This window comes from Nocardia jejuensis NBRC 103114 (assembly GCF_001613145.1).
GTDB lineage: Bacteria > Actinomycetota > Actinomycetes > Mycobacteriales > Mycobacteriaceae > Nocardia > Nocardia jejuensis.
This window is the reverse complement of record NZ_BDBU01000016.1, coordinates 330,288-345,183: the sequence shown is the minus strand read 5'-3', so window position 1 is coordinate 345,183 and position 14,896 is coordinate 330,288. Positions and strand designations below refer to the sequence as shown.

7 protein-coding genes and 1 riboswitch are annotated in these 14,896 nt (G+C 68.4%); of the genes, 3 read left to right on the top strand and 4 right to left on the bottom strand.

Annotation, left to right across the window (positions count from 1 at the left end; genetic code table 11):
• Window positions 1-13 precede the first annotated feature (13 nt).
• A complete protein-coding gene (locus tag NJ1_RS13560; RefSeq protein WP_067692717.1) occupies window positions 14-3,418 on the bottom strand; it encodes a pyruvate carboxylase in 3,405 nt (1,134 codons plus the stop codon).
• A 452-nt stretch (window positions 3,419-3,870) separates the two neighbouring features.
• Here NJ1_RS13560 and NJ1_RS13555 point away from each other — a divergent pair, with 452 nt between their 5' ends.
• Both NJ1_RS13555 and metE read left to right on the top strand, forming a co-directional pair.
• Complete coding sequence (locus NJ1_RS13555; RefSeq protein ID WP_067692714.1) at window positions 3,871-4,122, top strand: nickel-binding protein; 252 nt, start codon at window positions 3,871-3,873, stop codon at window positions 4,120-4,122.
• 92 nt (window positions 4,123-4,214) lie between these two features.
• Window positions 4,215-4,418, top strand: a riboswitch (cobalamin riboswitch).
• A gap of 143 nt (window positions 4,419-4,561) precedes the next feature.
• On the top strand, window positions 4,562-6,841 hold the full coding sequence (gene metE / locus NJ1_RS13550) for a 5-methyltetrahydropteroyltriglutamate--homocysteine S-methyltransferase (RefSeq protein WP_067692705.1): 2,280 nt from the start codon (window positions 4,562-4,564) through the stop codon (window positions 6,839-6,841).
• Window positions 6,842-7,220: 379 nt separating this feature from the next.
• Here the strand turns inward: metE and NJ1_RS13545 are convergent, their stop codons facing one another.
• Window positions 7,221-8,117, bottom strand: coding sequence for an IclR family transcriptional regulator (locus NJ1_RS13545; protein ID WP_067692702.1), 897 nt, complete (start codon window positions 8,115-8,117; stop codon window positions 7,221-7,223).
• 531 nt (window positions 8,118-8,648) lie between these two features.
• On the opposite strand from NJ1_RS13545, the gene NJ1_RS13540 reads away from it, so the two are divergent.
• A complete protein-coding gene (locus tag NJ1_RS13540) occupies window positions 8,649-10,070 on the top strand; it encodes a short-chain fatty acyl-CoA regulator family protein (RefSeq protein WP_067692701.1) in 1,422 nt (473 codons plus the stop codon).
• 244 nt (window positions 10,071-10,314) lie between these two features.
• Here NJ1_RS13540 and recG read toward each other — a convergent pair whose 3' ends face one another.
• Complete coding sequence (gene recG, locus NJ1_RS13535) at window positions 10,315-12,621, bottom strand: ATP-dependent DNA helicase RecG (RefSeq protein ID WP_067692700.1); 2,307 nt, start codon at window positions 12,619-12,621, stop codon at window positions 10,315-10,317.
• Window positions 12,622-14,706: a DAK2 domain-containing protein gene (locus NJ1_RS13530; protein WP_067692698.1), complete on the bottom strand. Its 2,085-nt coding sequence runs from the start codon at window positions 14,704-14,706 to the stop codon at window positions 12,622-12,624.
• Window positions 14,707-14,896: the final 190 nt, after the last annotated feature.

The following is a 14,896-nucleotide window of genomic DNA, read 5'->3' as shown; positions in this document are numbered from 1 at the left end:
GACGCTCGAAACCTCATTCGGCCGCGGACTCGGTGAGGCTGATCTCGACCAGCAGGTCCCCGCCCTCCACCTGCTGAACCTGCGAGATGGCCACGCGGCGAACGGTTCCGGCGCGCGGGGCGGTGATCGCGGCTTCCATCTTCATCGCCTCGATGGTGCCGATGGTGTCACCGGCGGAGACCGTCTCGCCGTCCGAGACGGACAGGGTCACCACACCGGCGAACGGCGCCGCGATGTGACCGGCGTTGTTCTTGTCGGCCTTCTCCGCGGCGGGGATCTCACTCGCGATGGAACGGTCGCGCACGGTGATCGGGCGCAGCTGCCCGTTCAGGATGCACATGACCGTGCGCATTCCGCGTTCGTCGGGCTCGGAGATGGCTTCGAGGCCGATCAGCAGCGTGACGCCCTTCTCCAGCTGCACGCGGTGTTCCTCGTCGTGGCGCAGGCCGTAGAAGAACTGGTTCGCCGACAGCCCGGTGGTGTCGCCGAACTTCTCCCGGTGCGAGAGGAATTCGGCGGTCGGTCCGGGGAACAGCAGGCGGTTGAGCGTTTCGCGGCGCTCGCCGGAGGTCCCCTCGAGACCCTTCTCGTCCTCGGCGGTGAGCTGGGTTTCCGGCTTGGCTGGACCACGGCCCGCGAGAGCGCGACTGCGGAACGGCTCGGGCCACCCGCCGGCCGGGGTGCCGAGTTCACCACGCAGGAACCCGATCACGGAGTCGGGGATGTCGAAGCGCCCCGGATCGTTGGCGAAATCCTCCACGTCGACGCCGGTGCCGACCAGCGCCAGCGCGAGGTCGCCGACGACCTTCGAGGACGGGGTGACCTTGACCAGACGGCCCAGAAGCCGGTCCGCCGCAGCGTATTTCGCCTCGACCTCCTCGAACTGGTCACCCAGCCCGAGCGCGATGGCCTGCTGACGCAGGTTCGAGAGCTGACCACCGGGAATCTCGTGGGTGTAGACCCGCCCCGTGGGCGACGGCAGCCCGGATTCGAAGGGGGCGTACACCTTCCGCAGCGCCTCCCAGTACGGCTCGAGATCGCAGACGGCCTGCAGGTTCAAGCCGGTGTCGTACGGCGAATTCGCCGCTGCGGCAACGATTGCCGAGAGCGCGGGCTGGCTGGTGGTACCCGCCATCGGCGCGCTCGCCCCATCCACCGCGTCGGCACCGGCCATCCACGCGGACAGATAGGTCGCCAGCTGACCACCGGGAGTGTCGTGGGTGTGCACGTGCACCGGCAGATCGAAGTTGCTGCGCAGCGCTGTGACCAGCGTGTGCGCCGCCGGTGCGCGCAGCAGCCCCGCCATGTCCTTGATCGCGATGACGTGCGCGCCGGCCTCGACGATCTGCTCGGCGAGTTTCAGGTAGTAGTCGAGGGTGTAGAGGGTCTCGTTCGGGTTCGACAGGTCGCCGGTGTAACTGAGCGCGACTTCGGCCAGGGCGGTGCCGGTTTCGCGCACGGCGTCGATGGCCGGGCGCATCTGATCGACATTGTTGAGCGCGTCGAAGATCCGGAAGATGTCGATACCGGTCGCGGTCGCCTCGGACACGAACCCGCGCGTGACCTTTTCCGGGTACGGGGTGTAGCCGACGGTGTTGCGTCCGCGCAGCAGCATCTGCAGGTTGATGTTCGGCACCGCCTCACGCAGCGCGGCCAAGCGCTCCCACGGATCCTCGTACAGGAACCGCAACGCCACGTCATAGGTTGCCCCGCCCCAGCATTCGATCGACAGCAGCTCCGGGGTGGTTCGCGCCACGTGCCCGGCGACGTCGAGCAGGCCATTGGTGCGCACGCGCGTGGCCAGCAGCGACTGGTGCGCGTCGCGGAAGGTGGTGTCGGTGACCGCGAGTTCCTTCTGCTCGCGCAGCGCGCGGGCGAAGCCCTCCGGCCCCAGGGCCAGCAGTCGCTGACGCGAACCGTCCGGCGGCGGGATGGTCATGTCGATGGCGGGCAGCTTGTCGTGCGGGTACAGCTGGGTCGGACGGCTGCCGTGCGGCTTGTTCACGGTGACGTCGGCCAGGTACTGCAGGATCTTGGTGCCACGGTCGGCGGAGCTCTTGAGCGTCAACAACTCCGGGCGCTCGTCGATGAACGAGGTGGTGACCCGACCGGCGCGGAAATCCGGATCGTCCAGCACCGCGCGCAGGAACGAGATATTGGTCGTCACACCACGAATGCGGAACTCGGCCACCGCACGACGCGCACGCGCGATCGCGGTGTCGAAGTCCCGGCCTCGGCAGGTGAGTTTCACCAGCATCGAGTCGAAGTACGCACCCACCTCCGCACCGACATTCGTGCCACCGTCCAAACGCACACCCGCACCACCCGGAGACCGATACCCGGTAATGCGACCTGTATCGGGCCGGAACCCGTTCGCCGGATCCTCCGTCGTGATCCGGCACTGCAACGCCGCACCACGCACACGGATCGAGTCCTGACTCAGACCGAGATCATCCAGGGTCTCCCCCGCCGCGATCCGCATCTGCGACTGCACCAAATCCACATCGGTGATCTCCTCGGTCACCGTGTGCTCCACCTGAATCCGCGGATTCATCTCGATGAACACATGATTACCCCGCTCATCGAGCAGAAACTCCACCGTCCCCGCACAGCTGTACCCGATCTCCCGAGCGAACGCCACCGCATCGGCACAGATCCGATCCCGCAGCGCCGGATCAAGATTCGGGGCAGGCGCGAGTTCGATCACCTTCTGATGCCGCCGCTGCAACGAACAATCACGCTCGTACAGATGAATCACATTCCCGGCCTGATCAGCCAGGATCTGCACCTCGATATGACGAGGATTGATCACCGCCTGCTCCAGGAACACCGTCGCATCACCGAACGCCGACTCCGCCTCCCGCGCAGCAGCCTCGATCGACTCCCGCAACTGCGCCCGATCCGCCACCCGCCGCATACCCCGACCACCACCACCGGCCACCGCCTTGACGAACACCGGGAACTCCATCGCCTCGGACGCGGCGATCAACTCCTCCACATCCGCGGACGGCTCACTCGAGGCCAGCACCGGCAGTCCGGCGGCTTTGGCCGCGGCGATCGCGCGCGCCTTGTTACCGGTCAACTCCAGCACATGCGCCGACGGCCCGACGAACGTGATGCCCTCGCGCGCACAGGCCGCCGCGAGGTCCGGGTTCTCCGAGAGAAACCCGTACCCGGGGTACACCGCGTCCGCACCCGCGGACTTGGCGGCCTCGACGATGCCCTCGATGGACAGGTACGCCCGCACCGGATGGCCGGGTTCGCCGATCTCGTACGCCTCGTCGGCCTTGAGCCGGTGTACCGAGTTGCGATCCTCGTACGGAAAGACCGCGACGGTTCCGATGCCGAGTTCGTAGGCGGCACGGAATGCGCGAATGGCGATCTCGCCGCGGTTGGCGACCAAGACTTTGGAGAACATTCGCCTAAGGTACCTGCCTCCGGATACGGAACGAGCACCGAAGTGAAGTTCGCAGCACTCTTCACAGTCACACTCGGCGCCTCGGCGAAATTCTGTTCATCACCTGGTCACATGGCCTTCTGTGAGGTAGGCGCGGACCTGGCCCGGCGGGTTCGCCGAGTTGTTAAGTGCGCACACGGATTCGAGTTTCGGAGGCATCGAGAGCATCGGCCGGCGCGGCGAGTCGTGCGCCACACTGACCGCGACCTGCCGTGTCAGCGGGTGCGGGTGCGACCGAGAACTCCTGTGCGATCACATCCCGCTGGTCGGCCGGGAGCGTCCACCGACTGATCGGTATCGCGCCGCTGCGATGTAGTCGAGTCGGTCACGCGAGAACTCCGCACGGCAAACCGAATCCGGCCCCGGACCGTATGCCCCGATGTACGCGCGATTCCCGGAAAGGACCCACCACCATGCCTCTGTTCATCGATATCCACACCCTGCCCGAGGCCGTCGACCTGGATCAGGCCGCCGAGGCGCACGCCGCCGATCTCGCGGCCCAGGCCGAGCACGGCGTCGACTACCAGCGCTACTGGCTCGACACCACAGGTCACCGAATCTTCTGCCTGGTGTCCGCGCCGGATGCGGAGGCCGCCGCTCACGTGCACAAACAGGCACACGGCCTGGTCGCCGACGAAATCTACGAGGTGCACGAAGGCAAGTAATCGCATGCCCGCCCGGCGACGGCCCTGTCGGTCCCGATCGCCGGGCGGATATGCTCTCGGATGCAGTCGGTTCGCCTGACGCGGTGTCACTCGCGTCCGGCGTCGAAGCTGGTCCGCCCGCACACGGGTGGCCGGTGAGAGGGAACCCGGTGAGAATCCGGGACTGTCCCGCAGCGGTAAGCAGGAACGACCGCCGTCATCAGCACTGGGCTCCGGCCTGGGAAGCGACGGCCAGTAGGTCGGCCATTCGGCCGGTGCCCGCGAGTCCGAATACCTGCCGAATGCGCCGGGTACGCCGTAGCCGGCGGTCTCCGCCTCGTGGATCGGGTGGACGGACCAGTGGTGTTCGCGCCATGCCGAGGTTCGGCGTGCTCGAGCTGCCCTGTGCCGTTCGCGCCTGGGCGGTGGCCAGTGGAAGCTGGAAAACTGGAGCACAGCCGTGACAAACGTTCACCCACGAACCACAACCCCCTTTACCGCTACGGTGCTGGGCATTCCGCGCATCGGACCGAAGCGTGAACTCAAACGCGCGATCGAGTCCTACTGGGCCGGGCGCATCGACGCGAGCGAACTGCACGCCGTCGGCCGCGATCTGCGCGTCGCGCATCTGACCGCCCTCGCCGCGGCCGGACTGGATTCGGTGCCCGTGGGCACCTTCTCCTACTACGACCAGATGCTGGACACCGCCGCCATGTTCGGCGCGCTGCCCCCGCGCGTGGCCGGTATCGCGGATCCGCTGGACCGCTACTTCGCCGCGGCCCGGGGCAACGATGCCGTCGAGCCGCTGGAAATGACCAAGTGGTTCGACACCAACTACCACTACCTGGTGCCGGAGCTCGGCCCCGAGACCGCCTTCGCCCTCGATGCCACCAAGGTGCCGAACGAGCTGCGCGAGGCGATCGAACTCGGGGTGCCCGCGCGTGCGGTGATCATCGGTCCGCTCACCTTCCTGAAGCTGGCCAAGGATTCCGCCGAGGGGAACCCGCTGCGGCGGCTGAACGAGCTGCTGCCGCTGTACAAGGAGCTGCTGACGCAGCTGGCCGAGGCCGGCGCGCAGTGGGTGCAGATCGACGAGCCGGTGCTGGTCACCGATCTCACCGACGCCGAACTGGCGCTGGTCGAGCACGTGTACGGCGAGCTGTCGGCCGTCGCGGACCGGCCGAGCATCCTGGTCGCCACCTATTTCGGCCGCCCGGGCGCGGCGCTGCCGGTGCTCGCGTCCACCGCGATCGAGGGTGTGGCGCTGGACTTCACCTCCGGAACCACGCTCGAGGACGTCGCCGCGATTCCCGCGCTGGCGAACAAGGTCGTGCTCGCGGGTGTCGTCGACGGCCGCAATGTGTGGCGCACCGATCTGGACAAGGCGCTCAGCACGCTGGGCACACTGTTGGGCGGGACCGGCTCGCTGGTCGTGTCGACCTCGAGTTCGCTTCTGCACACCCCGTATTCGCTCGATGCCGAGGCCGATATCGAGCCGACGCTGCGGTCCTGGCTGGCGTTCGGCGCGGAGAAGGTCGCCGAGGTCCGGGTGCTCGCCACCGCGCTGCACGACGGCACCGACGCGGTCGCGGACGAATTGGCCTCCGCGCGTGCGGCTCTCGCCACCCGCGCGAACGATCCCCGGCTTCGCGACAACACCGTGCGAGCCCGCCTCGACGCGCTGGGACCCGATGCCGCCACGCGCGCGCCCGCCGCGGATCGCCGTGTGCTGCAGCAGGAACGGCTCGGTCTGCCGCTGCTGCCGACCACCACGATCGGCTCGTACCCGCAGACCCCCGCCATCCGCAAGGATCGCGCCGCGCTGGTGAAGGGCGAGATCACGCCCGAGCAGTACGACGAGCGCATGCGCGCCGAGATCGCCGAAGTCATCGCGCTGCAGGAGAAGCTGGGCCTGGATGTGCTGGTGCACGGTGAGCCCGAGCGCAACGACATGGTGCAGTACTTCGCCGAGCAGCTCGACGGTTTCTTCGCCACCGCCAACGGCTGGGTGCAGTCCTACGGCACCCGCTGCGTCCGCCCGCCGATCCTGTACGGCGATGTGGCGCGGCAGCGGCCGATGACCGTCGAGTGGATCGGCTACGCCCAGTCCCTCACCGACAAGCCGGTCAAGGGCATGCTCACCGGTCCGGTCACCATTCTGGCGTGGTCGTTCGTGCGCGACGATCAGCCGATCGAGGACACCGCCCGTCAGGTGGCGCTGGCCATCCGCGACGAGACGGTGGACCTGCAGGCCGCAGGTATCCGCATCATCCAGGTGGACGAGCCCGCCCTGCGCGAGCTGCTTCCGCTGCGCGCGGAAGCCAAGCAGGCGTACCTGGATTGGGCCGTCGGCTCCTTCCGGCTGTCCACCAGCGGAGTCTCCGACGCCACCCAGATCCATACCCACCTGTGCTACTCGGAATTCGGTGAGGTGATCGGAGCCATCGCCGACCTCGACGCCGACGTCACCTCGATCGAGGCCGCCCGCTCCCACATGGAGGTCCTGGAGGATCTCAATGCGGCGGGCTTCTCCCTCGGCGTCGGTCCGGGTGTCTACGACATCCACTCCCCCCGCGTCCCCGGCGTGGAGGAGATCACCACCTCGCTGCGTGAGGCGCTCGAAGCCGTTCCCGCCGAACGACTCTGGGTCAACCCGGACTGCGGCCTGAAGACCCGCGGCCCGGCCGAGGTCGAGGCGTCCCTGCGCAACCTGGTGGCCGCGGCACAGGCCGTGCGCTGAGGTCACCGACGCACTGAGGTCATCGGGATGCGCTGACCCGGCCGAAACACACCGGGCGTCAACCCATCCCACCGCACCCCGACCGTCCACGCGACCGGATACACCGCGTGGGCGGTCGGAGTTCGTTGTGCCGGAAGGGTTCACCGAACTCCGGTCCACCGACTCGCGCCTGGGCCGACGTCCTGACCGATGATCGGCCTCTGCGGTACCGCCTCGTCGCGGTCCCGGACGACGCCGCCTTCTGTCAAAAGGGTCAGCGCCTGCCCGATGCGGCCTACCGACCACACCGCTCACCGTCCGTCACTGTCAACGATGCAGGGGCGTCGCCACGCAGGGCGTGGTCAGAGATCCGAACTAGTTTGGGGCAGAGAAGATCTCGTCAGGGGATCGACTGCTGCCCGTCGGTGATCCGGCGAGCGGACTCGGTGAGTTCGGCCAGATAGCGTCGGCGTTCGAGGCGGGTGACGTCCGGGCGCAAGGGGCCGATCTGCAGTTCCATGACGGCGTGGCCGGAGTCGTCGAAGACGGGGGCGCTCATGTAACTGAGCGGGAGGGGGACGTCCTCGTCGAGAGTGGACCGGTCGTAGCAACTGCCGATGATGGTGGCCAGCTGGGCCAGCACCCGGCCGCGCAGTTCCTTGCTGGCGGGATGCTCGGCGAGATGGTCGGCGACCTCGGAGAAGACACGGACGGTGGGGAGGCTGTCGGGTTCCAGACGCCAGGCGCAGTAGCCGCTGTCGCGCAACGTGGCCAGCACGGCACGATATTCGTCGCGTCGCTCGGGTCCCCGGGTGTCGAGCCAGTCCCGCTGGCGAGCGGCCCCGGAGTGCGCGATGATCGCCGCACCGGCGGGAGCCAGCAGGGGAATGCGGGCGCCCGCTTCGATGCCCGCGGTGAGCCGGTCCCGGGTGACGGCGACGAATTCCAGATGATCGCCGCTGATGGCGGTCAGCGCCGCACCGCAGTCGACGCGGTCGGCCAGGCGCTCCAATTCATCGTTCAACCAGGCGCGATCGCCGCGACGGTCGGAGATCTGCCGTCCGATCACGGCGAGCGCGGGGCCGAGTTCGTAGCTCAGATCGGGCAGGCGGCGGACCCAGCCGCGTTCGGTCAGGGCGGCGAGAATGACTCCGGCGGTGGAGCGGTTCAACTCCAGTCCGTCGGCGATCTCGGCCGCGGTGAGCGAACCCTCGTGTGCGGCGAGCGTTTCCACGATGGAGATCACGCGCTGAGTGGGCGGTGAGCTCTCGGTCGTCCTGGTCTTGCCAGCCGGCACGCCTGTCTCCTGCCTGAACAGCGATACGAATAGCCGAATTATTCGATGCGAATAATCGTATCACCGAGCGGAAGCGCCGGTCGGCAGCCCCTCCGGGCCGATCGCGTCGTGATCACTGGGCGCATCGAGCACCGGCTGCTCTACCTCTCCATCCCGGTCGTCGCCGCCCCCGCCGGCCGGGTGACCGAGATCAACAGGGCGCGGACAGCCCATCGACGACTCGAATTCCGCGACCTCCCACCGTGGTTGAACTTCGGGCACAGCATCCGGCGTCCCGGTCGGCGAACTCCAGGTTCACCTGCCGCCGAGCCGAGATCACCCGTGTCGGCAAACTTTCGGTACGCGGTTCGGCCTCGGCGCGAAGCGGTCACGCGTACGATGGGAAACCGCGTACCGAGCCCCTGGGGGAACGCGATTCGCATGCTACGCAGCGCCGCCGATTCGGCCAACACGCTCGTACAATCACCCGAATAACCGCGAGTCCCGCAATATTGCGATGTTTGCGAACCCAGATCGGTAGCATCACGCATTGTGCGCAAGATGTATGCGGGTGCTCGACTACGGCGGTTGCGCGAGGAACGGCGGATGACCCAGGCGGCCTTGGCCAAATCCCTGGATCTTTCCCCCAGCTACCTCAACCAACTGGAGCGGGATCAGCGACCACTCACGATTCCGGTACTGCTGAAACTGAACTCGACGTTCGACCTCGATGTCCAGTTCTTCGCCGCCGACTCCGATGCCCGGCTGGTATCGGACCTGCACGAGATTCTCGTGGAGGCGGCCGGCGGGAACGCGGCTCCCGTCGCCGAGGTCGAAGACCTGGCCACGCGAATGCCCGAGGTCGCGAAAATCGTTGTGGCCATGCACCGTCGACTACGTGCGGCCACCGATCAACTCGACCTGCTGTCCTCCAAGGTGGCAACGCCCACCGGCGCACCCGGCGTTCCCATGCCGTACGAGGACGTGCGTGACTTCTTCTACGATCACCACAATCACATAGCCCAGCTGGATCTCGCGGCCGAGCGCCTGTTCGAGGACAGCGGGCTCACCATCGGATCGCTGGATCGCCAGCTGGCGCGCGTGGCCGAGGAGCGCGCGGGCGTCACCGTGCTGGTGCGCGGCGACGGCGCGGACCCGAATATCCCCAAGCGCCACTACGAACCGGAAACCCGCACCCTCACCCTGGCCCGGCGACTGCGCCCCGGCCAGCGCGCCTTCCAGATCGCCACCACGCTGGCATTCCTGTTGCACGGCAGCCTGCTCGACGAGGTCCTGGACGAAACCCCCTCCCTCGGTGGCGAATCACGCACTCTGGCCCGCATCGGTCTCGCGAACTACTTCGCGGGCGCGCTGATCCTGCCCTACGGCAAGTTCCTGCGTTCGGCCGAGGAGTTGCACTACGACATCGACCTGCTCGGCCTGCGCTTCGAGGTCGGCTTCGAAACGGTCTGCCATCGGCTCAGCACGCTGCAGCGCCAGGGACAGCGCGGCGTGCCGTTCTTCCTGATCCGCACCGATCGCGCCGGGAACATCTCGAAACGCCAGTCCGCCACCGCCTTTCACTTCTCCCGGGTCGGCGGCAGTTGCCCGCTGTGGGTGGTGCACGAGGCATTCGAGAATCCGGGCCGCATGCTCACCCAGATTGCCTCCATGCCCGACGGCCGCCGCTACCTCTGGATCTCCCGCACCACCACCCCGACGACCACCGGTTTCGGCACCTCGGGCAAGGAGTTCTCGATCGGCCTCGGCTGCGATATCGAATACGCCGACCGGCTCGCCTATTCCAAGGGCCTGCATCTGGACGACCCGACCGCCGCCACCCCGATCGGCGCGGGCTGCAAGGTGTGCGAGCGCCCCAGCTGTGCCCAGCGCGCCTTCCCTCAGATCGGCCGTCCCCTGGCCATCACCGAGAACACCAGCTCCGACCTCCCGTACCCCCGCCTGCCCCACTGAGCTCGGCCCCGCGGCGGCGGGATCGGGCTGCCGGACGTCGGCAGGAGACGAAGCGCAGGGCCCGGCACGAATCGCCCTCGCGAGACTTGTCGGGGCCACGCAGTGTTCAGCCGGGGCCGCGCAGTGTTCAGCCGGGGCCGCGCGGCCTTCAGTCCGAGCACCACCGAATTCAGCCGAGGCAAGGTGTTGCGGGGCCGAGGCAGCGCGGTTGCACGCCGAGGCAGCGCGGTTGCGAGGCCGGGGCTCAGGACTTGGCGAGGTACTCCAGGCGTTCGCCGTCCACGGCGGCGTGCATCATGCTCGCCAGGCCGGGATGGTTCTTCAGGCCGGGATCGGACTCGACGAGCTCTCGGGCCAATTGCTGTGCGGCGGTGATGACTTCGAGGTCGTCCAGGAGGGACAGCAGGCGCAGGGAGCGGGCGGTGCCCGATTGGGCGGAGCCCAGGACATCACCCTCGCGACGCTGACGCAGGTCCAGCACGGCGAGTTCGAAGCCGTCGGTGGTGGCCGCCACCGCCTCCAGGCGGGCCATGGCTCCACCGACCGGATTGGTCTCGGTGATCAGGAGACAGAGACCGGGGTGCTTGCCCCGGCCGACGCGTCCACGCAGCTGATGCAACTGGCTGACGCCGAAGCGGTCGGCGTCCATGATCGCCATGACGGTGGCGTTCGGCACGTCGACGCCGACCTCGACGACGGTGGTGCAGACCAGCACGTCGATCTCGGCCTCGTTGAACGCGCGCATGACGCGGTCCTTCTCGTCCGACGGGAGGCGACCGTGCAGCAGCCCCACCCGCAGGTCCGCCAGCGCCCCGGAGCCGAGCATCTCGTACATGTCCACCGCCGAGTGGGTGGTGGGACCTTCCTTCTCCTCTTCCGGTTTCGCCTTGCGAGCCTTGCTCTTTCCGCCCTTTGCGCCTTTTCCGCCCTTTCCACCGGTGCCGTCCTCGTCCTCGTCGCCGATGCGCGAGCACACGACATAGGCTTGGCGGCCCTGGCCGACCTCCTCGTGGATGCGCTCCCAGGCGCGGTCCACCCAGGCCGGTTTCACCTTGGCGGGCACCACTTTCGAGGCGATCGGGGAGCGTCCGCGCGGCAGCTGGGTCAGGGTCGAGGTCTCCAGATCGCCGAGGGTCGTCATGGCGATGGTGCGCGGAATAGGCGTGGCGGTCATGACCAGCAGATGCGGACTGATGCCGTTCTTGGCCTTGGCGCGCAACGCGTCTCGCTGCTCGACACCGAAGCGGTGCTGTTCGTCGACCACCACCATGCCGAGGTCGAAGAAGTCGACGCTGTCCTGGATGAGCGCGTGCGTGCCGATCATCAGGCCCGCGTCGCCGGTGACCGCGTCCAGCAGTGCCGCGCGCTTCTGGCCGACCGACATGGAGCCGGTCACCAGCACCACCTTGGTGGCCAGCTCGTCCGCGCCGAGTTCACCGGCGTTGCCGAGATCACCGAGCATCTTCTTCAGGGACCGATAGTGCTGTGCGGCAAGCACTTCGGTGGGAGCGAGCAGGGCGCACTGCTGACCGTTGTCGATCACCTGCAGCATGGCGTGCAGCGCCACGATGGTCTTGCCGGAGCCCACCTCGCCCTGCAGCAGCCGGTGCATGGGGTGGGTGCGGGCCAGATCCGCGCCGATCTCGTCGATGACGGCGCGCTGCCCCTCGGTCAACTCGAAGGGCAGGCGCTTGTCGAAGGCCGCGACGATGCCGTCGGTGCGCAGCGGGGCCGACTTGGCCGTGCGGCCCTCGGTCCGGTGACGGCGCTCGGCCAGCACCAGTTGCAGGGCGAGCGCTTCGTCGAAACGCAAACGCCCCCTGGCCTCTTCGATATCGGTCTTGCTGTCGGGTAGGTGGATCAGACGCAGGGCGTCCGAGACCGGGCACAGCGCGTGCTCGGTGATCATTTCCACCGGCAGCGGATCGTCGATGGGGTCGAGTTGATCCAGCACCTGGCGCACACAGCGCAGCAGATCCCAGCTCTGCACCTTCGCGGTGGCGGGATAGACGGGAATGAACTCCCGCTCGAAGAACGAGACATCCACGCCCCCGGCGCCTTTGGCGCTGTGGGCCAGACCGCGCAGGGCGCCGCCGCCGCGCACCGAGGTCAGGCTCTCGACCGAGCCGTCCTGATTGTCGGGCAGGATCAGGTAGTCCGGATGCGACAGATTCCAGCGGTCGGGCCGCCACCAGTGCACGGTGCCGGACATCATCGCCCGCACACCCTCCTTGACCAGATAGCGCACCTTGTCACCGTTGAAGAAGGTGACCTCGATCGGGCGCGCGGACCCGGTGTCCAGGTTGACCTTCAGCAGGCTGCCGCGCCGATTCTTCATCGGCCGCAGTTCGGTTTTGGTCACCCGCCCCATCACGGTGATGTGCTGGCCCTCCTCCGGCGCCTCCTCGGTGAGCGGCTGCCCCTGGGTGGCGTAGCGCAGCGGATAGTGCCGCAGCAGATCCTCGACCGTGGTCATGTCGAACGCCTCGGCCAGCGGTTCGGCCGCCTTCACGCCGAGCACATGGTCGAGCCGGTCACTCAGTGTCGCCATCTACTCCACCCCGATCTGCACCAGATCCCGGACCTGCCCGCCGGGATAGACCACGACCTCCACACCCGGGAACGCCGTGCCGATGTGTTCGCTCAATTCCTTCGAAAGCCCTTCGGGCGCATCGCATCCGATGAGCATGGTCACCAGTTCTCCACCGAGACCGAGCATTCGGTCCAGCAGGGTGCGTCCGGCGGCGCGCAGGTCGGGATCGATCACCACCACATCGTGCCCGACCAGGCCGAGCCCATCACCCGATTCGCACGTGCCGACGATCGTCAGCGCCCGCTCGGGAGCGATTCGCAAAGCGCCCCAGCGTGTTCCGGCCGCCGCCTCGGACATGGCGAACACGTCGTCCACAGCGGTCAGACCGGCGTCGTGCATGGACAACGCGGCCAGCCCCTGCACCATGGAGCCGCTCGGCAGCATGAGCACCTCGCGCTGTCCGTCGCGCGCGGCCACGCTCACGGCCACCAGCTCGTGCGCGGGCAGCGCGCCGTTGGGCAGCACCAGCACCTCACGATGCGGCATCCGGCGAATCCCCGCCAGCAGCGATTCGGCCGTCACCTCACCCTCGAGCACCGCCGCCCCGGCGTCCTCGAACAATCGCACCGCACCGGTTCCCGAGGCCACCACCAGAATCCCGCGATCCACCGGTCCGTCCTGCCCGTGCGCGGAGAACACCAGCGATTCGATTCGAATCTCGCTCAGCGTCCCCGCCGCGAGTCCGGCCTCCACCGCCGCCCCGGCATCCGCACAGTGCACGTGCGCGGAGAACATCCCGGCCCCGTCGCCGACGACGACCACCGAATCACCCAGTGTCGCAAGCCGATCCCGCAGTGCCGAGACCCGCGAATCATCCGAATCCGCCAGCAGGAACATCACCTCGTACTGCGGTGCGGGCAGCGGCGTCTCCGGATAGGCGGTCCCGCCCAGTGCGGCGGGCAATCCGTTCCCGCCGCGCATGCCGTTGCCGCCCAGCGCGCCGCGACCACCCGCTGCACCGTGGCCGGCGCGCCTGTCCGGAGCGGTTCCCTCCCGCACCGCCCCCGGCGTGGAGGCGGAATCCGGCAGCGTCTCGGACGACCCCGATCGCGCATCCGCCGGGCCTGAATCCCGCGCGTCGCGAGCGGAGTCCGGTGAGCCGGGGGCCGCGGGACTGACGGCCGAAGACTGCCCGCCCGCCTGCCGAACGGGTGTCCGCCGCACGTACCGAGGCCGTGCCGACACCGCCCCACCGGTCACGACGACCAGTTCGTCCAACAGCACGAGCAGTCCGCGCGCCCCCGCGTCCACCACGCCCGCGTCCCGCAGCACGCCCAATTGGGTAGGCGTCTCCCCGAGCGCCTTCGCCGCGCCGTCCGCCGCCGCCACCGCGACTCCGGCCAGTGTTCGATCCTGACAATCCGCCGCATGCTCGGCCGCCCGATCCAGCACGGTCAGCATGGTTCCCTCGACCGGAGAACTCAGGGCCTCCCGCACCAGCGTCGCCCCGCGGCGCAGCGCCACCCGCAATGCCTGCTCGGTCAGTGGCCCGTCCCACACCGCATCGGCCACCCCCCGCAACACCTGCGAAAGAATGATTCCCGAGTTCCCCCGCGCCCCCGCCGTCGCACCCCGGGCCATCTCCCCCGCGATCCGCCGCGCCGACACTCCGGCCGAGGCGCGCGCGGCGGACTCGTCCCCGAGCCCTCCGGCCGCGCCCGCCGCACCGATCTCCCGCCCGGCGGTCGCTCGCTCGAGCGCCTCCATATCCGCATCGGCGGACGCGGTGGCCCGAGGCTCCGGGTCCGCTCGCTCGGTTATCGCCGAGTCGGCTGCGGCCTGCTCGTGTGCGGACACCGGCGCATCCGGCCGATTCACGGTGGTGCCGGTCGCCACCCCGGGAGAAGGCAGCACCGCCTCGGCCGCGCGCACAGCGGCGCGCATGGTGCTGAGTAGATTGGTGCCGGTGTCGGAGTCCGCGACCGGGAACACATTCAGCGCGTTGATCTCGTCACGATGTCTTTCCAGCCCGGCGAGGGAGCTTCGCCCCCAGCGCAACAGGGCAGCACCGTCGAGCACGTCACCGACCGCGGGCACCGTCACCGTCCTTCCGCGCACACAAGGTATTGGGTAAACCCCCGGCTGCCAGCCTAGTCGCGAACTCCGACACCCGGCCGTCACCTGCCGTTCGCTCATACCGTGCGGGGTGGCGACGGGGGACCCAATTGGACACGCCGGAGGTGGGTTGGCTACTCTGGTCCGGTTGCCTCTCGCGGGTACTGGTCCTGTCCAC